This is a genomic window from Streptomyces broussonetiae, assembly GCF_009796285.1.
Lineage (GTDB): Bacteria > Actinomycetota > Actinomycetes > Streptomycetales > Streptomycetaceae > Streptomyces > Streptomyces broussonetiae.
The window spans coordinates 590410-608105 of record NZ_CP047020.1 but is presented as its reverse complement, the minus strand read 5'-3'; the positions used below and the strand labels follow the sequence as shown (position 1 = coordinate 608105).

Sequence of the window (17696 nt, the reverse complement as noted above, 5' to 3'; positions counted from 1 at the left end):
GCGAGTCCTGTCACGGTCATGCGCCTTGCGGCACACACGCTTCCGAATGCGGGGTCGCGAGTACTCCGCATCCTCTCGACGACCGGCCGACGGCGGTGCCACGCCCATCCCGCGCCCAGCTCCGTGGACGCGGTGCTCTGCCACCTGTCCTGGCCTCGTCAACGCCCGCTGCACCGCGTGATCAACGACCACCCCACCTCTGGTCACTGATCATGCAGCTTCTCCTCCCGGTGATCGGCCGTCGGGACGAGGACTGCTGCCACGAGTTGGCGGGCGTACGCGGCGTCGAGTCCGTCCGGACGGAAGAGGATGCGGTACATCAGGGGGGCCACAACGTGGTCCATGACCGTCTCGACGCCCGGTGCCTCCTCCCCGCGCGCGGTCGCGCGGCTGAGGATGACGTCGACCTGTTCGGCGGCGTAGGCGGAGCAAAGACCGGCGTTGCCGCCGTCCGGGTCGCCGAGCAGGGCGTCGCGGATGTAGGCGCGGCCGGAGGGGGAGGACATCTCGTCGAGGAACTGTTCGGCCCAGGCCGCCAGATCGGAGGGCAGCGCACCGTGGTCCCCGGGTGCGGTGTCCGGCCGCAACCGCTCGACCGCCACGTCCGACAACAACTCCTGCAGGTCCCCCCAGCGACGGTAGATGGTCGACGGGGTCACCCCCGCGCGCTGGGCGATCATCGGTACCGTCAGCGCGTCGCGGCCCACCTCCGAGGCGAGTTCGCGCACGGCGGCGTGCACTGCCGCCTGGACCCGGGCACTGCGCCCACCGGGGCGCACCATCTGCCTGCTCATGGGACCCACCTTAAAGCAAAGACATTGCGTCTAGCGATCCGTGCACCCCTGTGTGACCAACGGGCCACCCTCCGGCGGCCTTCCCTTCGTGTGTCGTCTTCTTCCGTGCCGCCTCGGTACGCGCCCGTGCAGGCTCCCTCGTCGAGGGCGGGCGGCTGCCCGACGGCTGTGTCAGAGCTGTCGGGCACCTTCCTCTTGCTTCAGGTGGAGCCGGCGGCGCTGTCGAGCCGGTCGGAGTGCTGCTGCCGGGCTTCGTCATTCGTTCATGCGGCGTGCGCGAGGTCACGGGCGGGCTGGGTCTGCTCGTAGGCGTGGCCGACGCGCAGGAGCGTGCTCTCGCCGAGCGGTCGCCCGAGGAGTTGCATGCCGATCGGCAGGCCCGCCGTGTCGTGGCCCACCGGTAGGGACAAGGACGGCACTCCTGTGATGTTGGCGGGGGACGACAGGCGTACGTAGGCGTCGGAGACGCTCTCGACGGTGCCGTCGGTCCAGGTGATCGTCTCCTGGCCGGCCTCGACGGCGGTTGCGGGGACGGAGGGGGCGGCGATCACGTCGACCTCCCGCAGCATGCGGGCCCATTCCTGCCGCATGAGGGTGCGGGAGCGCTGGGCGCGCAGGTAGTCACCGGCGGGCATCAGTTCGCCGGCCTCCAGGAGGATGCGGACGTCGTCCCGGTAGAGCTCGGGGACCGTGCGCAGAGTCGCCTCGTGATAGGCGGTGGCCTCGGGCACCATCAGGCCCCACTGGGTGGCCTGGACGTAGCGGGTCATGGGGATCTCGACCTCGACGATGCGTGCGCCGAGGGCCTGGAGCTGGTCGATGGCACGCCGGACGGAGGCTTCGATCTCCGGGCCGATGTGGTCGAAGTAGTAGTTGCGTGGCACGCCGACCCGCAGCCCCGTCAGGTTCGTGCCTGCGTCCGGCCGGTAGTCCCTGACGGGTGTGGTCAGGGAGGCGGGGTCGCGGGGATCGTGTCCGGCCAGGGCGGTCAGGACCACGGCCGCGTCCTCGACGGTGCGGGCGATCGGGCCGACGTGGTCCAGTGACCAGGACAGGGACGTGACGCCGTGACGGGGTACGAGGCCGTAGGTCGGCTTGAGGCCGACGACCCCGTTGAGCGCGGCGGGCACCCGGATCGACCCGCCCGTGTCGGTGCCCAGGGCGAAGGTCGCCATGCCCGAGGCCACGGCGACGGCTGATCCGCCGCTGGAGCCGCCGGCGACCCTGCTCCGGTCCCAGGCGTTGTGGGTCTGCGGGGTGGTCAACCCGTAGGCGAACTCGTGGGTATGGGTCTTGCCGACCAGGACGGCTCCGGCCTCCTCCAGGCGCGCGGCGACGGTGCTGTCCGCCTGCGCCCGATGGCCGGCTCTGACCCGGGAGCTGGCCGATGTGGCTGTGCCGGCGACGTCGATCAGGTCCTTGAGTCCCATGGGGATGCCGTGCAGTGGGCCGCGGTGACGACCTGCCGCGATGTCGCGTTCGGCCGCACGCGCGGCCCGGCGGGTGTGCTCGGCGGTGACGCTGACATAGGCCTGAAGGTGCGGCTCCGCCTGGGCGACGCGCCGAAGGACGGAGTCCGTCAGCTCGACGGGGGACAGCTGCCGTTGCCGGATCGCGTCGGCGGCTGCGGTCAGGGACAGTTCATACGGCTGCATCGTGCTTCTCCTGTCCCGCGCGGTAGGCGGGGGCGGGCGGGGTGTCCCCGAGGTCCAGCTCCCGCAGGACCGCGACGACGGAGCGGATGTGGTTGGCGGTGGCCGCGACCGCGGCGTGGCGGCTGGCAGGTAGTTGGAGCCCGGCGCGGGCGGTCCAGCGGGCCGCCTCCGGCGGGGTGAACTCTGCGGCGGACATGGACATCTCTCTCCTCCGGCTGAAGTGGCGGAGCGCACCCTCCAGCCCAAAAGCCAAGGGTTTGCGTTAGGTGACTGTAGGGTCTACGGTGACTTAAAGCAAACCAATAGCGTTTAGTGCTGCGGAGTCCCATGTCGACCGTCACACCCCGAGCCCCCGCTCAGTGCCCCTACCAAGCCGTCCGCACCTGCAGGACCGACCACGCGGCGCCCTTCGTGCTCAACGCCTCGATCCTGGCCGCCCTCCTTGCGGCATCCAGTGCACCCACCCCGCTCTACCCCCACTACCAGGACGCCTGGCACCTGTCCGCGCTCACCATCACCGTGGTCTTCAGCGCCTACTCCCTCACCCTGCTGCTGGGCCTGCTCACCACCGGGGCAATCTCCGACCACCTGGGACGACGCCCCGTCCTGGTGGGCGCCCTGCTGGTGGAGGCCGCCTCCATGGTGCTGCTGGCCTCGGCGGACGGCGCCGGTGCACTGATCGCCGCCCGCGTCCTGCAGGGAGCGGCCACCGGCGCGGCCACCAGTGCCGCGGGCGCGGCCCTCCTCGACCTGGAGGACCCCCGGCGGCCGGGCCGATCCGCCCTGACGAACAGCATCGCTCCGGTGGCGGGCATGGCCGCCGGCGTCCTGGCCTCCACCCTCCTCATCCGTTTCGCACCCGCCCCCACGGTCATCACGTACGTCGTTCTGGCGATCCTCTTCGCAGCCCAGGCGATCGCGGTCACGTTCACCGCGGAGACGGCCCGCCCGCACGCCGGCGCCCTGCGGTCGCTGCGCCCCCGGCTCGCCGTGCCACCGTCGGCGCGTCGTGCCCTCCTGGCGGTCGGCACCGGTGTCGTCGCCATCTGGGCCCTGGGCGGCTTCTACTCCTCCCTCGGGCCGTCGCTCGTGCACCTCGTGGCGCCCGGCGCCCCGCAGGCGGCCGGTGGAATGGTCTTCTTCACGCTCACCGCCGCGGCCGCGCTCACCGTGTGGACCCTGCGGCGCACAGCGCCGCACGCCGCCGCCGGCGGCGGAAGCCTGACCGTCGTCCCCGCCGCGGCCTTGACGCTGAGCGGTCTGCACGGAGCCGGCCTGCCTGCCGTCTTCGGCGGCGCGGCGCTGGCCGGGACCGCTTTCGGCGCCGTCTCCCAAGGGGCGTTGCGCATGACACTCGCCTCACTCGCCGCCCAGGACCGCGCCGCGACCTTGGCCGCCTACTACGTCCTCAGCTACCTCTCCATGAGCCTGCCCGCCATCGCTGCGGGCGCCGCCACTCAGCAGTACGGGCTGCGCACCACCGCCCACGCCTACGCTGTCGCGGCAGCCCTGCTCGCCGTCACGGCTGTGGCAGCACTCGCCGTGTCAAGGGGCAGGACAGCGCACAGCGCACACGACGACCTTCCATAACGAGACCAAAGGGAACGACTGATCATGAGCACTCCGCCGGCCACCGCCCCGACCGCCACGCCTTCCTGGACCGTGGGCGACGTCACCGTCCACCGCATCGACGAGGTCCCCCTGCCGCCCGCCACCGGGCCGTGGCTGCTGCCCGGCGCCACCCCGGACGTCGTTGCCGGGCAGGACTGGCTGCGCCCCCACTTCGCCGACGACGAGGGCACCCTCCGCATCGACAGTCACAGTTTCGCGTTCACCATCGGCGGGCTGCGCGTCCTGGTCGACACCGGCATCGGCAACGGCAAGGAGCGGGCCAACCCCGCCTGGCACGACCTGGATACCGACTACCTTCGGGGCCTCACCGCCGCCGGGTTCCCCCCGGACTCGGTCGACCTGGTGATCCTCACCCACCTGCACGCCGACCACGTCGGCTGGAACACGCAGAAGGTGGGCGGTGACTGGGTGCCCACCTTCCCCCACGCCCGATACCTGACCTCGCGCACCGAGCGGGAGTTCTGGGCCGGGTACGACATGGAGGAAGCGCGCGTGCAAATGTTCCGGGACTCCGTGATCCCCGTGGAGGAGGCGGGGCTGCTCGACCTCGTCGACGTTCCCGCCGAGGGCGCCGACGTCGTTCCGGGCCTGCGTCTGCTCCCCACGCCCGGCCACACGCCCGGCCATGTCGCCGTCGAGCTGACCAGCCGCGGCCGGACGGCTGTGATCACCGGCGACTGCATTCACCACCCCGTGCAGCTCGCCCACCCCACCATCGGAGCCTGCGTCGACATCGACCCGCAGCAGTCCGAGACCTCGCGCCGGACACTGCTCGGCTCACTCGCCGACACGGACACTCTCGTCCTGGGCACCCACTTCGCACCGCCCACAGCCGGCCATGTCGTTCTCCATGAGGGCGGCTACCGGCTCTCGCCCGTCCGCACAGGCTCGTACTGACCGCCGACCGTCCGCGCCATGTCAGGACCGTGCTCCTGTGGCGATCTGAACTCCTCGCGCTTGCCGTAGGGACCTTCTGACACGGCGATCGCCGACGTCACCGGTCAGGTCCAGGTTCGCTACCTGCCTCAGACTGCTCGAACAACGTGACTGCGCCCCTCCGACGCGGACTACTTCTTCGTTGCGCCGGACAAGGTCCGCCACCGCGAGCCGGTCGTACCCGGTGTAGAGCTGGATTGGGGCTGGTGGCGCATCCAGCGGCCCTGCCTGAGGGGACGCCGTTCTTCATTGGCCCGGACATGAGACCGCGGAAGCCGCTGACGTCGTACTTCTTCGATCTTTCGAAGTACGTCGGCGCGTCGAGTCTGCAGGACCACACCTATGACTTGATGGCGCTGGAGTCGTTCCTGGGCGCGGTTTTGGAACCACCGACCGATCTCCTGTCCGTCACCGAGGAAGACTTGGTCGCGTACCGGCGATCCCGGACCTCACTTCAGTCAGTGCCCGTCGGTGCGGCGACGTGGCGGCGCAATCGGGTGTCGATCGACGGCTTTTACGACTGGACTGTGGACTGCGGGCTGCTTCCGCAACGACCCTGTCGGCCGCGTCGGAACGGTCGCGATGCACTGTCCCGGGAATCTGCGCAGGACCTGGATGTGCGCCATCTGACCTACCGGCAGTGGCAGTTGCTGCACCGGGTCGGCCTCGGCGGCGATCTGCCGGATGGCAGTCCGGATCCACGGTTTCGGGGGCGGGACCGCCTACGAAACATGTCGGCCGCCGAGGCGACAGTGACGAGCGGAATGCGGCTGCGGGAGTTCAGCTGCCTGTTCGACATTGAGGTCCCCGGGACGCGACCGGGAAGGGAGCCGGCCGCAGTGCAGTTGCAGGCGGTAGCCAAGTACGGTTTCGCCCGCGAAGTGTGGCTACAGCATGCGGTGTTGCGGTCGATTGACCTGTACCGCAGGACGGAGCGGACCACGGTGGTGGCCCGTGCGCACCGCACGTTGTGGCGACGGCGCGCGGAGTGTTCGTGGTGACCGATGTTGCTCTGCAGAGGATGCGGGTGGCGGGGTGGCTGCATGGGCAGCGTCGTTCGTACGCGGTCGCGGCGATGCCTCCGCCCCTGCGCCGGATCACCGTGCGGGAGGGCTGCCGGGGACTGGAGCCGATGGCTTTGTTCGTGGGGCGGGGAGGGCTCATGCTCGGCAAGTCGCGGTGGGAGCAGGTCTTCGGTGATGCCGCGCAGCGCGCCCGGCAGCTGTCGGCCGAGTTCGAAGACGTGGTGATGCCGCGGTGCTCAGCGGGCGGCCGGGGATCCGGACGTGCCCGAGACGTTGCGGGCGTAGGCGGCTGCCCCCGCCACCATGTCCAAACCGATCTACGGCTGGGCACCTTGAACCACTGCCAGCGGCAGCCGGAGACGGCCGCCTGCCAGGATGTCCTGCCGCCCGTACAGAGAGGGCAAGAACCGCTGCTCGGCGCCTGCCAGCCCGCCCGGTGCCGCAACTCCGTCGTCACCGAGGCCCACGCCCCGATCTGGCTCGCCGAGCAAGCAGACCTCACCCGCACCCTCGGCGACAAACGTCTTGCCCCGGCCCGGCGAGCTGCCCTGCGCGAACGCCTCGCCGAGGTCACCCGGATCTCCACCAACTCACCCAGGAATCCTGATGGCCGTCTCTTCCCGCACCGAGACCAAACTCCGTCAGGCCATGGACCGGCTCCTGGCCGGGACGCCTCTGCACACCGACGGTGCCCTCACCAAAGCGAACCTCGCCCGCGAAGCCCAGGTCAGCCAGCCACCGTTCACCGCGCTCAGCAGATCCTCGCAGAATGGGACACCCGCGTCCCGCGCCCGGTCCGACGCCGCGCGCCACCGCTCAAGACACCGAACTCGCCGAGTTGCGGCGCCGGCTGCGTACCGCGAACAGCCGGATCACCGCCCTCGAAGGACAACTCGACGCACTCGCCACGGTGACTGCGAATCTCTACCGCGAGAATCTCGAGCTGAAGCGGAAGGCGACTGCACGGCCTCAGGGACGAATCACAGCCCTACCCGCGCCCGGCCCCTGGGCGGAGTGACTACCCGCCTGCTCAGAGCGCCTTCAGAACCGGCGGGACGGAGTCACACCTCTCTATGCCACGCGCTCCACCGCACAGGCGGCCACCGCGAGTCATCATCGACCAGAACCCGGACAGGTACTGCTCCTCCTTGCCGGCCGTGAGCATGGCCGCCAGCTCGCTCTGCGCGTGAAACCGAAGTGCCATGAGCCACCGGCTGTCCGGCTTCATATACGGCGGCCCGGTCAGTACTTCCATGACCGGGCAGTGGTTCGCCGCCGCCGGGGCAGGAACCGCTGTCTGACACGGCCAAGCGGTGGAGCTGGGTCCATGTCGACGACCTCGCCGACGCCTACGTCCGCATCCTCGACAACCCCCGGGCCGTCGACGAACGGACGTTCGCCGTCACCGACGACCAGTCCATCAGCGCACTGGACATGCAGCGCACGGCCGTACGGACTGCCGGCTGCACCGGTGAGATCATGCTGGAGAGCGCGGAGGCGGGCGGCATGATGCAGATGGCCGCCGACCAGGACGAACTCGTCAGCAGCGCCAAGGCCCACCGCCTGCTCGGCTGGCGCCCGCGTCACCTCGCCTTCGCCGACCACCCTGAACTCCACTGCCAGCACGGAAGTCCGCCCAGCCCTCTTCCTGACCCGCCCCGCCGCGTCAGCCGCCTGTCGTCAAACGATGGCGGGTGACGCGTCCAATGCGCCTTCAGTGAAGATCCGACTGGACCTCGGTCAGTCGATGCCTTCGACGATGCGGAAGTCGCGCTCGACGCCGTCGGAGAGGGCGACCAACGCCTCCTGGTAGGCCGCACTCTCGTGCGCCGCGACGGCCTGCTCGAAGCTGTCGAACTCGATCAGGACGGTGCGCTCGGCGATTCCGGCGTCATGCGTCACGACCCGACCGCCACGGACGAGGACCCGGCCGCCCCCGGCCTCGACGGCCAGGCGGGCCAGCTTGTTGTAAGCAGCCAGCTTCTCAGGGTCCGAAATGGTGCGGTAGACGCTGACCCAGTAGCCCTGGGGCATGGGACCTCCAGTGTTGGGATGAGTGCATCTGACTTACGGGTTGGTCTCGGACGAGAGCCCTCGGCCGGCCGAGAACGGCGCTCGATCTCGGACCGGCCGAAGGCGAGCATGCCGCCTACCTCGCCCGCGCCGGCGTCGGGTGAGCGTGGTCGACTTCTCGCCGGTCGAGATCGAGTGCCCCTGGGATTCTGGGCCGACCTGCCCTACCTCCACGACGGTTCACCATCGCCCATGGGGGCGTGGGCGTCCTGGCCGTACACGTTCGGGTTGTTGTAGCCGCGACGAGAGCGGGAGACATCGTTGTCGAAGGCGCGGCCTGCCAAGTTGCGGGCCTACGGGGTGCAGCAAGCGCCAAGGGGGCACCGGACGCCGGGGGCAGCGGTCGGCCTACGGCGTGTAGACGGCGTCACTGCCGTACAGCTCCCTGGTGAACGCGGAGACGTCGGCGCTGCGGTCGGCGCCGTCGAGGTTGTACGTCAGATAGACGCCGTACCCCTCATCGACCGTGCGGCGGGCTAGGTCGGCGGCAGTGCTCTGCGAGGTCCCGCCGATTTCGACGGCCGCCGGCGACAGCTTCGACTTGGGCAGTGCGATGCCGGGGACCTGCCAGGTGCCGTAGTACGGGTTCCAGGCGTAGTCGAACTTGGACGTGACGTCGACGCCGCCGTAGGACAGGCGCGACGCGGCCGGGCCGATGTTGTAGAGGCTGATGATCTTGTCCGGCATGTCGGCGCGCAGTGCCGACACCAGGTACACGAACGAGCTGTCGTTGGGCTGGCCGGTGCCGTTGTTGCCGTACTCGGCGTACTCGTCGTCGAAGTCGATGCCGTCGAGGCCGTACTTGGCCACGGTGTCCGACAGCTGTTGTGCGAACGCCGAAGCCGCCTGCTGGGACGGGAAGTTGGCGAAGCCCGCGCCCTGGTGGTTGCCGAGCACCGAGAGGACGACCTTGATGCCCTTCTGCTGCAACGGCCGTATCTGCGTGGCGGCGTTGTCGAGGACGCGTTGCACGTTGTCGTTGAAGTACAGGGTCGCCGCCTTCGTGCCCGTGTCGTAGTTGATGTTCGCCGCGAAGATCACGGCGACGTCGAAGACGTTGCCACCGCCGTTGGCGAGGGTGTACTTGCCGACGTTCAGCATGCTGTTGTTGTTCACCTCGACGTACGCCACCGAGGTTGGTCCTTGTTTCGCGGGAGCGGAGGCCGCTGCCGCGCCGGTCGCGGCGGTCACGCCGGAGGCGAGGGCCGTAACGGCCGAGAGCGCGAGCACGGCCGTCCGTACTCTGCTCCGCACAAGAGTGAACATCGTTGATCGGTCTCCCATCGCATGGAGCGGCGCCCGGCCTGTTCGCAAGCGCCGAGTGAGCCCCCGATCTTTCCCCTCCCGTGACCGAATCCCCAGAACCGTGCGAGAACTCTTCACGACTCCCACGCACGTCGCGCCGTAACCTTCGGCGCAGGGCCAGATGACCTCAGTAGACGAGTAGATCCGATTGTCCTGATGGAGTACGAGTGAAGCCAGCGCGGTGGGCTGCGCCGCGTCGGAGGCGGTCGAGCCCAGCAGCAGGCCGGCCAGGTCATGGGCTTGTGCCTGCTCGCTGGTCGGAGCCGCCGCTGTGATGCGATCCAGTCGGAAGCCTCGGCAGGCCCGCCGGGTGCGGCACCAGGCGATGAGGTACCACCTGCCGTCGGCGGTGAGCAGCCCGGCCGGCTCCACTACGCGGTCGCTCTCCTGTCCTGCCGCGTCGACGTAGGACAGTCGCAGCACCGTGTTGTTGGCGAGGGCCTGTTCCACTGCGGTTCGGACCGAATCCGCGATCCGGTCCGGCAGCGTGACGATCCGTGCGGCAAGTCTCTGAGCCGCTACCGCGACGGGACCGGTCATCGAGGCCGCGATCTTCTGGGATGCCGTGCGGGCTGCCCCGGCGTAGGGGGCCGAGGCGTCGGCCATGGCGAGCGCGGCGACCAACGCCGATGCTTCATCGGCGGTGAGACGGATCGGGGGCAGAGTCATCGCCGGATCGATCGACCAGCCCCCGCCTCGCCCGGGTGTGGTGCGCACTGGGACGCCGGCCTCCATCAGTGCCTGAAGGTCACGCTGCACGGTGCGTGTGCTGATCTCGAACCGCGCAGCGAGCGCCGCGACCGTCCGCGGTCGCGGCGCTGCCGCGCGCAACTCTTCCACCAGGGCATATAGCCGAGCAGTGCGGTTCACCAGGTCGACGCTACCGTCAAGCGCCGGCCAGGAAGTCCCGCTCCCGCTGCAGTTCCCGCTCGGTGATGGTCAGGGGGAACAGGGTGAAGCCGTGCATTGCGCCGGCGACGACGCCGAGCTGCACGGGCGCCCCTGCCGCCTGCCACCTGGCGGCCAGGAACAGCGAGTCGTCCAGCAGCGGATCCTCGGTACCGACGATGATCCGGGCGGGCGGCAGGCCGGCCAGATCAGCGAACAGCGGCGAGACCCCGGGTTCGCGGCGCTGCTCCGTCCCCATCTTCGGTGTGAAGAGTTCGTAGCTGCCCCGCACCGAGTCGGTATTGCTCAGCAGCCGCCTGGAGCCGAACAGCCGCTGGCTCGGTGTCATCGACAGGTCGTACGGGCCGAAAAGGAGGTTGGCCGCCCGGAAGGCGCCGGTGATGCCGTGCCGGTCGCGAAGGCGTAGGAGTGTCAGGACACTCAGGTGGGCACCGGCCGATTCTCCTCCGATCAGCAGCCGTCGGGTACCGAACTCCGCTGCGGAGTGGTCCACCAGCCACCGGGCGGCCACTTCGCAGTCGTCGGGTCCGGCCGGGAACGGGTGCTCAGGCGCCAGGCGGTATTCCACGCTCACCACGGCCAGCCGTGCCTGCACGGCGAGCCGCCACAGCCTCTCATCCTGCCCGTCGGCAGAGCCGAACGCCCAGCCACCGCCGTGTATGTGCAGGTACACGCCGTCGACCTGATCCGGCACGAACACCCGGACGTTCACCCCGCCCGCGACGAGGCGCCCCTGGCCCTGAGGCAGTTGCACGGGGGGCGTGTCGCCGCCGAGCCGGTTGCGCCGCAAAAGCGCCAGCACGTCTGCATCCGGCGCCTGCCCTCGAGGTGGACGGCTCGCGGCAGCGGCCTCGAACTGGGCGTTGAATGCCAGGGTCTCGGCGAGGCAGTCCTCGTCTGTCATCGTCATACGCTGACGGTCGCAGCTGTCCGCGACAACACCCTGTCACCCTTTCCTCGTGAACTGCATCACGTCCCTGCCCTTGCACCCGCCCCCCGATGTCCTGGACGCGCAACGCCATGAGCGTGCCCGCAGCCGCAAGCGAAAGGCACCTGATCGCTGGGCTGACCGCTCGCTGGCGCAGGCGTCTGCTGTGCTTACGCTGTTACGCCTGTTGCCGACGAGCGACCGGGCCAAGGACGTCGGGATTCTGGTGTTGCGGCTGCCGGCCTGGGGCTTCTCAGAAGGGCATCAGAAGGGCATCAGCTTCAGTACTCCTCGGTCTCGGCGAAGCCCGTGTCCGTGTCGTCGCCGCCGAAGGCGGCGGCAGCGGCCGTGGGGTCGAATCCGGGCGGGCTGTCCTTGAGCGCCAGGCCCATCCCGGCCAGCTTCGCCTTGACCTCGTCGATGGACTTCGCACCGAAGTTGCGGATGTCCAGCAGGTCGGCCTCGGAGCGGGCCAGGAGTTCTCCCACGGAGTGGACGCCCTCACGCTTGAGGCAGTTGTAGGAGCGGACGGTGAGTTCCAGCTCCTCGATCGGCAGCGCGAGGTCGGCGGCCAGGGCGGCGTCCGTGGGGGACGGGCCCATGTCGATGCCCTCGGCGTCGATGTTCAGCTCGCGGGCGAGACCGAACAGCTCGACCAGGGTCTTGCCGGCGGACGCCATGGCGTCGCGCGGGCGCATGGCCTGCTTGGTCTCGACGTCGACGATCAGCTTGTCGAAGTCGGTGCGCTGCTCGACACGCGTGGCCTCGACCTTGTACGTGACCTTGAGCACCGGCGAGTAGATGGAGTCGACCGGGACACGGCCGATCTCCTGGCCCACCTGCTTGTTCTGCACGGCGGAGACGTAGCCGCGACCGCGCTCGACGGTCAGCTCCATCTCCAGCTTGCCCTTGCCGTTGAGCGTGGCGAGGACGAGGTCGGGGTTGTGCACCTCGACACCGGCCGGGGGCGCGATGTCGGCGGCGGTGACCAGACCCGGACCCTGCTTGCGCAGGTACATCACGACCGGCTCGTCCTGCTCGCTGCTCACGACCAGCTGCTTGATGTTGAGGATCAGGTCGGTGACGTCCTCCTTGACGCCGGGCACGGTGGTGAACTCGTGCAGGACACCGTCGATGCGGATGCTGGTGACAGCAGCGCCGGGGATCGAGGACAGGAGGGTACGGCGCAGGGAGTTGCCGAGGGTGTAGCCGAAGCCGGGCTCCAGCGGCTCGATCACGAACCGGGAGCGGAACTCGTCGACGACCTCTTCGGTCAACGAGGGACGCTGAGCGATCAGCATGTGTGGATCAGATCCTTCTTTCGTGGACGCCCGCCATTTGACGTCGTAGACACCACGAAGAGTACGGGCGTTTCGGCCTCCTGCAAGGCCGACCCGCCCGGCCGCCTGTTCGTCGTCCGGCCGGTAGGTCGACAGCAAGCGCCGCGGCAGCGCGGATGCTCCGTAGTGGGTCCGGGGCCCGGGGATCTGCGGCTGCGCCGTGTGGGCGGCGAGTGACCGGAAGCGATGCCACGCGCAGGCAGGCAGCGGCGGGGGCCCGAGGGCCCCGGCTGCGTGCCCGCCGGGACGGTGTGTCAGAGCCTGGCGAGTCGGTCCACCAGCAGCTCCAGCCTCCGCTCGGCGTACTCCGGCGGTAGCCGTCCCGCCCGGGTCAGGGTCGCCAGCCCGTGCAGAGCCGCCCAGAACACCTCGGTGAACAGTCCCGGGTGGACGCCGTCCCCGGCGACCTCGCCGAGGCTTTCCAGCAGGGCGGCGAAGGCGTCTTTCAGCGGCTCCGGGGTGTCCTCGTGCGCGAATGCCAGGCCGCCGTCGAGCTCGAACATGGCGTCGTAGACCGCCGGGTTGCGCTCGGCGAAGTCGAGGTAGGCGCGGGCGAGGGCAGTGACCCGGGCGCGCGGGCCGCCCGCGGCGGCGGTCGCGGCCCGTAGCGCCGCGGCCATCTCGGTGGCGCCCTGGAGGGCGACGGCGCCGATGATCTCGCGTTTGCCGCGGAAGTGGCTGTAGAGGACGGGCTGGCTGTACTCGATGCGCTCGGCGAGCCGGCGAGTGGTGACTGCGTCCCAGCCCTGCTGCTCGGCGAGTTCGCGGGCCGTCGCCACGATGAGGCGTTCGCGCTCCGCCCGTTCGCGCTGCTTGCGTTCCTGTACCGACATGATTCGATCCTAGCATCGCTAGACAATCGAGCGGCAGTAGTACTAGCGTTGCCTCATCGGCTAGCGGCGCTAGATCCTAGGAGGGGTCATCATGCTCAACGCACTCGAGGTCTTCACCACCGTTGTCGTCGGCCTGATGGTGGGGGTGGAGTTCTCCGTCGCCTTCGTCCTCAATCCGATCCTCAACGCGCTCCCCGAGGACAGTGGCCAACTCGGCCACGCCCACGGGGGTCGGATGCTCGGCGCCGTGATGCCGGTCTGGTACATCGGCTCGCTCGTCCTGAGCGCGCTCTGGGCCATCGCCGCATGGCATCACCACGGCGTCGCCCTCGTCGTCATCGCCGCCGCGCTGCTGATCCTGAGCGTGATCATGTCGCTCCTGTTGCTCGTCCCGATCAACAACCGGAACAAGACGTGGACCCCCGAGAACCGGCCCGAGGACTGGAAGGAGCAGATGAACCGCTGGGAGCGCTTTCACTACGTCCGCGTCGCCGTCATCATCGCCGCCTTCGCCCTGCTGGTCGCCGCCCTCGCCTGAGGCCGCGGGCCGACACCGCGCTGGTGGCGCACGATCCCCACTCCCCGGGCGGCAGCGGGCCACCGAAATCCCGGCATCCGGGAATGCGGCTGCCGCTGAGGGCCCGCAACTGCGATCCCGACACGCTACGTCCCTCGATGACCTGCGCGGCTCTCGGCTCTGGTTCGGGCGGGGTCTTTGATCCAGATCGCCGAGGCACGCAGGTGAAGCCCGGCGAGGTAGCTATCCGGGTCACCGCGGAACACCTCCCGTCACCGACTGGACAAGGGCGACAGGGCGAGCGTTGCCGAGGCCGTTCACCGCAGGGATCTGCGCACGACGCCAGGCCACTGAGTTGGCGTCCTTGACGCGGATCGCGGCACCGGTGCTCTCACGGGGTACGTCGTCCGGTCCGGGCGGTGCGCCGGCGGCGTACTCGTCGGTCAGTGGCGGCGGCGGAACGAACGGTGCGACGCGGTGGTCATGCTCGGCGCAGAGCCCGATGGGGGATTCCCTGCCCAGCGGCTTGGCCACCTCCTCTGCGAAGAACTGGGGCCGTCCCGGGTTCCCATTCGGGGTCCTGCGTAGCTAGCTCTATCGTCACGTACCTCCACCGTCACGTTCTCCCAGTCGTAGAGGTACGTGACCGCCGTCAGCCCGGACGGGTCCGGCAGCCCCGCGGTATGGGACAGCACGTGCCGTACCAGCACGTCCTCCTTGCCGGTCGCGGCGAACTCGGGCCAGTAGGCGGCGACCCACGGTCCCTGTCCGAGCGCGCTCCAGGAACTGTGGCGGGACGTGTGCACACAGTGGTTCCCCTCGAACCCCTACACGCGCCGGCCAGGTCCGGAGTTCCTTCGGACGCAGCCGGTGGAGATCGGCCCGGAGACCGACTCCCGGCTGTGGATCCCGGTCGAGCGGGGCAGTGGGCGCGCCGGGGCGTGAACACCGGTACCTGGACGTTGCCCTCCGCGCGGCCGGGCCGCCCGCCGGTAGAGGACGGTGAGGGCGCCGCGCGGGGAATTTAGCGCCACACTCAAGGAGCGTCCCGTTGCCCACGCGCGCCGGGAGTCAAGGGTGCGTCAGCCCGGGACGTTCTCGTCGTTGCAGCCCCCGTACGGGCCCGCCTCGTCGTACCCGTTGTAGTTGTGCAGGGTGCCCCAGGCGACGCAGCCGGACTCGTCGAGCATCGCCCCGGCCCGCCAGTCGTCGTTGCCCGCCCACCCGTGGTAAAGGCCGTAGTTCTCGCCGGGCTCGTTGATGAACCACGCATCCTTGCCCTGGCTGGGGGTGACAATGTCCGTCCAGAACGGGAGATCGTACTCGTAGGTGGGGGAGCCGACGGCGACGCGAAGCTTACGGCCGGGGAAGCGTTGCATGAAGTCGTTGCTCCACTGCCAGTGCGCGTACACGTCGCCGTTGCACGAGTCATAGACCTGTTCGACCTGCCCGGCGTAGCCGTCGGGGGTCTGGTAGTTGCCGGGCGAGCCGATGTTGAGCAAGCAGTCGGCGGCGACCTTCGGGGCGGTGTTCCCTATGGATGTGAGGTGGAACCCGGCCGGGGTGGCGTGCCCGGTGGCCACCGGGGTGGCCTGGGAGTGGATCGCCTGCGCCGCGTTGGACGTGCCTGCGGTGCCGAGCGTCAGTGCGGCCGCTGCGGTGGCGACGGCCGCGATGGTCTTGATGCGCATGTTTCTCCTTGTGAGAGTGGAAGGTTGGTGGTCCCGGCGACCTTCTCGACACCGAGTTGGTCGCAGAGGCCGTGTCGCTGGGGGGAGAAGTCGATGAGCGACACCTTCTGGCCTGCTCCAACGAAGGCCTGACCGGCCCCAGCTGCGACGGAGGTCTTGCTCATGGAAGTTCCGGATCGGCGCTAGGCCACCCAGAGTTGGTCGAATTCGAGGTTGGGGCCCGCGAGGTGATCGAACGCGCAAGAGAATGTCGAGTACTTGCCGCTGGCGACGGCCTGGTTGCCGAGGTAGTAGCACTGCGGCTCTGTGTACACGCCGAGTTCGATACCGCCGCCGCCTCCAGGGCCGACCGCCGAGGCGCTCGCGGAGCCGGCGAACAGGGTGGTTGCGCAGGCGGCAAGCAAGCCTGCGGCGGCGAGGCGGACGATGCGCGTTTTCGGCTTCATCGCTCTTACCCCTTCCTGACGTCCGAGGTTGGGGCTTCCCCGAACTCACGGACGAGCATGCGTTGCTGCTCATATGTGATCTGCGGCGAGTTGAGCGGAAACGAGTAGAACCTCCCCGCTGCTTCAGGCTCATCTTCGCCGCCGAGTCGGCCGGCGGACCATGACGTTGACCTGACGTTAGCCCGACGCTCTTGATACGAAGCGGCAGCACCGGGGCCCTCGCTGGGGGTTGTCCCGGAATTGATTTTCGCGTTTGCTTGGAGGCCTTGGGGGAACCTGCCCCGGCGGCTCAGCCGCCCTGATTGTGGAGGCCGGCCTTTTCGAGGACGGCGTGGTGCACGCCGCCTCCGTGCCGGCGGCAGCGAGAGCGGTCGACGAAGCCGCAAGCCCCGCATGCCTGGTGCTCGGCCCCGATCAGCCCTACCTCCACCACGTGTTCGGCCGGGAGCCGCTCGCCGGAATCAACTTCCACCCCACCTGCCGCGGCATGGCAGGCGTCGGGCTGACCAGTGCAGGTGAACCGGCCGACTCGATGGCACAGCAGCCCTCCGGAGTCCTTGTCGTAGCCCGGTACCACGAGCCGATCTCATCGCGCCCGCAGCCACCGCGACCACTGCCTGCCCCCGTGGGAGCACCACCTTCGACCGGGTGGGGCTCGGGCGCGTAGGCGCCGACGATCTAGGCCCCGAGCGCCGCCGCGGAGCTACCGCCTGCGGTGAGGTCTCCTTCCCCCGGCCGTGGATTGCCTCCTCGTCGCGTTCGACGGCCCCTCTGGCCGGCACCTGAGGGGAGAAACCGTGCCGGATCAGCAGCTTGCGCATGCCCTGGAGGGTGTAGCTCTCGTGGAAGCGCCGCCCGATCAGGGTCTTGACTCGCGCAGGCGTTCACCGCTGATCGGCGCAGCCACGCGCGATGGGGCCCTTGGTCGACTCAGGCTCCAGTACGGCAAACTGGGCATCGCTCACCCGGAGAAGCGAGGCCGAACCCGCCGACCGCAGAGCGCGCGGGCCGCCCCCGTCCCAGGCCCGCCACCGCTGGACCGAGCGGACGCCGACTCGTAACTCCCTCGCGATTGCTGAGCCGGGCTCGCCCACGGCGAACCGCTCGGTGGCCATCCTGCGGATCCCCTCGCGGAACTGTCAGCGCTCCTTCGTCAGCCCGCCGCCCCGCGCGTACCTCCACCGCCGCCTTTCAAGCTGTCTCGTCTCGAACGACCTGGCCCGGCCGGACCTTTGGCCGGACCTTTGACCTGGAGCGATCAGGTCAGTCAGACGTGGGCATGCCGAGGTTCTCGATTGTTCAGGTCCTGGGTGACCGGATGCCCGACGTTGTCTCTCAGCTGACCTGGTTCGGTCCCATGGGTCCGACGGCGCGGTTGACGACAGCCGTGGGCGGGGAGGAACTGCACCGCTACCTCACCACCCTGGCAGGGCGATCCCGAAGCTGATGGACCACTTCCTGAGCCACCTGTCCACCGAGAACGGCACGGGGAGGCTTGCACTGCGGTCCCGCGGTTGCCGAGCAGGACCTGTCACGAAGCGATCGGAGTCATCACTGTGCGCGGCAGAGCAGTGCGATCCCGTGTGACCAGGTTGTTGTGGGCGGTCTCCCT

At 69.4% G+C, this 17696-nt stretch carries 18 protein-coding genes and 3 pseudogenes; 7 read left to right on the top strand and 14 right to left on the bottom strand.

Going from position 1 to position 17696, the window contains the following annotated elements; translation table 11 throughout:
- Positions 1–203 precede the first annotated feature (203 nt).
- From GQF42_RS03040 to GQF42_RS03030, 3 genes are all read right to left on the bottom strand, one after another.
- The gene (locus GQF42_RS03040) at positions 204–794 is read right to left on the bottom strand and encodes a TetR/AcrR family transcriptional regulator (RefSeq protein WP_158917361.1); all 591 of its coding nucleotides are present in this window, start codon (positions 792–794) and stop codon (positions 204–206) included.
- Between the two features lie 263 nt (positions 795–1057).
- On the bottom strand, positions 1058–2449 hold the full coding sequence (locus GQF42_RS03035) for an amidase (RefSeq protein WP_158917359.1): 1392 nt from the start codon (positions 2447–2449) through the stop codon (positions 1058–1060).
- On the bottom strand, positions 2436–2645 hold the full coding sequence (locus GQF42_RS03030) for a hypothetical protein (protein ID WP_158917357.1): 210 nt from the start codon (positions 2643–2645) through the stop codon (positions 2436–2438). The genes GQF42_RS03035 and GQF42_RS03030 overlap by 14 nt, the downstream gene beginning before the upstream one ends.
- Positions 2646–2776: 131 nt before the next feature.
- Here GQF42_RS03030 and GQF42_RS03025 point away from each other — a divergent pair, with 131 nt between their 5' ends.
- The 4 genes from GQF42_RS03025 to GQF42_RS03010 all read left to right on the top strand — a co-directional run bounded on the left by GQF42_RS03025 (position 2777) and on the right by GQF42_RS03010 (position 7060).
- Entirely contained in the window at positions 2777–4039 is a 1263-nt protein-coding gene (locus GQF42_RS03025; RefSeq protein ID WP_158917355.1) for an MFS transporter, read from the top strand.
- A 24-nt stretch (positions 4040–4063) separates the two neighbouring features.
- Positions 4064–4978 (top strand): MBL fold metallo-hydrolase, encoded by a 915-nt coding sequence (locus tag GQF42_RS03020; protein WP_158917353.1) that lies wholly within the window; start codon positions 4064–4066, stop codon positions 4976–4978.
- A gap of 245 nt (positions 4979–5223) precedes the next feature.
- A complete protein-coding gene (locus tag GQF42_RS03015; RefSeq protein ID WP_158917351.1) occupies positions 5224–6018 on the top strand; it encodes a hypothetical protein in 795 nt (264 codons plus the stop codon).
- 793 nt (positions 6019–6811) lie between these two features.
- Positions 6812–7060 carry a hypothetical protein gene (locus GQF42_RS03010; RefSeq protein ID WP_158917349.1) on the top strand — a complete coding sequence of 83 codons (249 nt, stop codon included), beginning with the start codon at positions 6812–6814 and terminating at the stop codon, positions 7058–7060.
- Positions 7061–7072: 12 nt separating this feature from the next.
- On the opposite strand, the gene GQF42_RS03005 is transcribed toward GQF42_RS03010, so the two are convergent.
- Positions 7073–7246, bottom strand: a complete 174-nt coding sequence (locus tag GQF42_RS03005) for a hypothetical protein (protein ID WP_158917347.1) — start codon at positions 7244–7246, stop codon at positions 7073–7075.
- 230 nt (positions 7247–7476) lie between these two features.
- Here GQF42_RS03005 and GQF42_RS03000 point away from each other — a divergent pair, with 230 nt between their 5' ends.
- On the top strand, positions 7477–7740 hold the full coding sequence (locus GQF42_RS03000) for a hypothetical protein (RefSeq protein ID WP_158917345.1): 264 nt from the start codon (positions 7477–7479) through the stop codon (positions 7738–7740).
- Positions 7741–7782: 42 nt separating this feature from the next.
- Here the strand turns inward: GQF42_RS03000 and GQF42_RS02995 are convergent, their stop codons facing one another.
- From GQF42_RS02995 to GQF42_RS02970, 6 genes and pseudogenes are all read right to left on the bottom strand, one after another.
- Positions 7783–8076, bottom strand: coding sequence for a DUF1330 domain-containing protein (locus GQF42_RS02995; protein WP_158917343.1), 294 nt, complete (start codon positions 8074–8076; stop codon positions 7783–7785).
- Positions 8077–8463: 387 nt separating this feature from the next.
- A complete protein-coding gene (locus GQF42_RS02990) occupies positions 8464–9381 on the bottom strand; it encodes an endo-beta-N-acetylglucosaminidase H (protein ID WP_158929705.1) in 918 nt (305 codons plus the stop codon).
- Between the two features lie 315 nt (positions 9382–9696).
- Positions 9697–10290: pseudogene (locus GQF42_RS02985) on the bottom strand (helix-turn-helix transcriptional regulator); the annotation flags it as partial.
- A gap of 16 nt (positions 10291–10306) precedes the next feature.
- Complete coding sequence (locus GQF42_RS02980) at positions 10307–11239, bottom strand: alpha/beta hydrolase (RefSeq protein WP_158917341.1); 933 nt, start codon at positions 11237–11239, stop codon at positions 10307–10309.
- A 299-nt stretch (positions 11240–11538) separates the two neighbouring features.
- Positions 11539–12558, bottom strand: coding sequence for a DNA-directed RNA polymerase subunit alpha (locus GQF42_RS02975; RefSeq protein WP_158917339.1), 1020 nt, complete (start codon positions 12556–12558; stop codon positions 11539–11541).
- 293 nt (positions 12559–12851) lie between these two features.
- Entirely contained in the window at positions 12852–13430 is a 579-nt protein-coding gene (locus GQF42_RS02970) for a TetR/AcrR family transcriptional regulator (protein ID WP_158917337.1), read from the bottom strand.
- 91 nt (positions 13431–13521) lie between these two features.
- Here GQF42_RS02970 and GQF42_RS02965 point away from each other — a divergent pair, with 91 nt between their 5' ends.
- Complete coding sequence (locus GQF42_RS02965) at positions 13522–13968, top strand: DUF1772 domain-containing protein (protein ID WP_158917335.1); 447 nt, start codon at positions 13522–13524, stop codon at positions 13966–13968.
- A gap of 252 nt (positions 13969–14220) precedes the next feature.
- Here the strand turns inward: GQF42_RS02965 and GQF42_RS02960 are convergent.
- Positions 14221–14702: pseudogene (locus GQF42_RS02960) on the bottom strand (serine hydrolase domain-containing protein); the annotation flags it as partial.
- A 1-nt stretch (position 14703) separates the two neighbouring features.
- Between GQF42_RS02960 and GQF42_RS02955 the strand changes: the two are divergent.
- Positions 14704–14892 (top strand): annotated as a pseudogene (locus GQF42_RS02955) (GyrI-like domain-containing protein); the annotation flags it as partial.
- A gap of 137 nt (positions 14893–15029) precedes the next feature.
- Here the strand turns inward: GQF42_RS02955 and GQF42_RS02950 are convergent.
- From GQF42_RS02950 to GQF42_RS47185, 3 genes are all read right to left on the bottom strand, one after another.
- Positions 15030–15638, bottom strand: coding sequence for a hypothetical protein (locus GQF42_RS02950; RefSeq protein WP_158917333.1), 609 nt, complete (start codon positions 15636–15638; stop codon positions 15030–15032).
- Positions 15639–15820: 182 nt separating this feature from the next.
- Positions 15821–16084: a hypothetical protein gene (locus GQF42_RS02945; RefSeq protein ID WP_158917331.1), complete on the bottom strand. Its 264-nt coding sequence runs from the start codon at positions 16082–16084 to the stop codon at positions 15821–15823.
- Positions 16085–16545: 461 nt separating this feature from the next.
- Positions 16546–16944, bottom strand: coding sequence for a helix-turn-helix domain-containing protein (locus GQF42_RS47185; protein WP_446447344.1), 399 nt, complete (start codon positions 16942–16944; stop codon positions 16546–16548).
- Between the last annotated feature and the right edge of the window lie 752 nt (positions 16945–17696).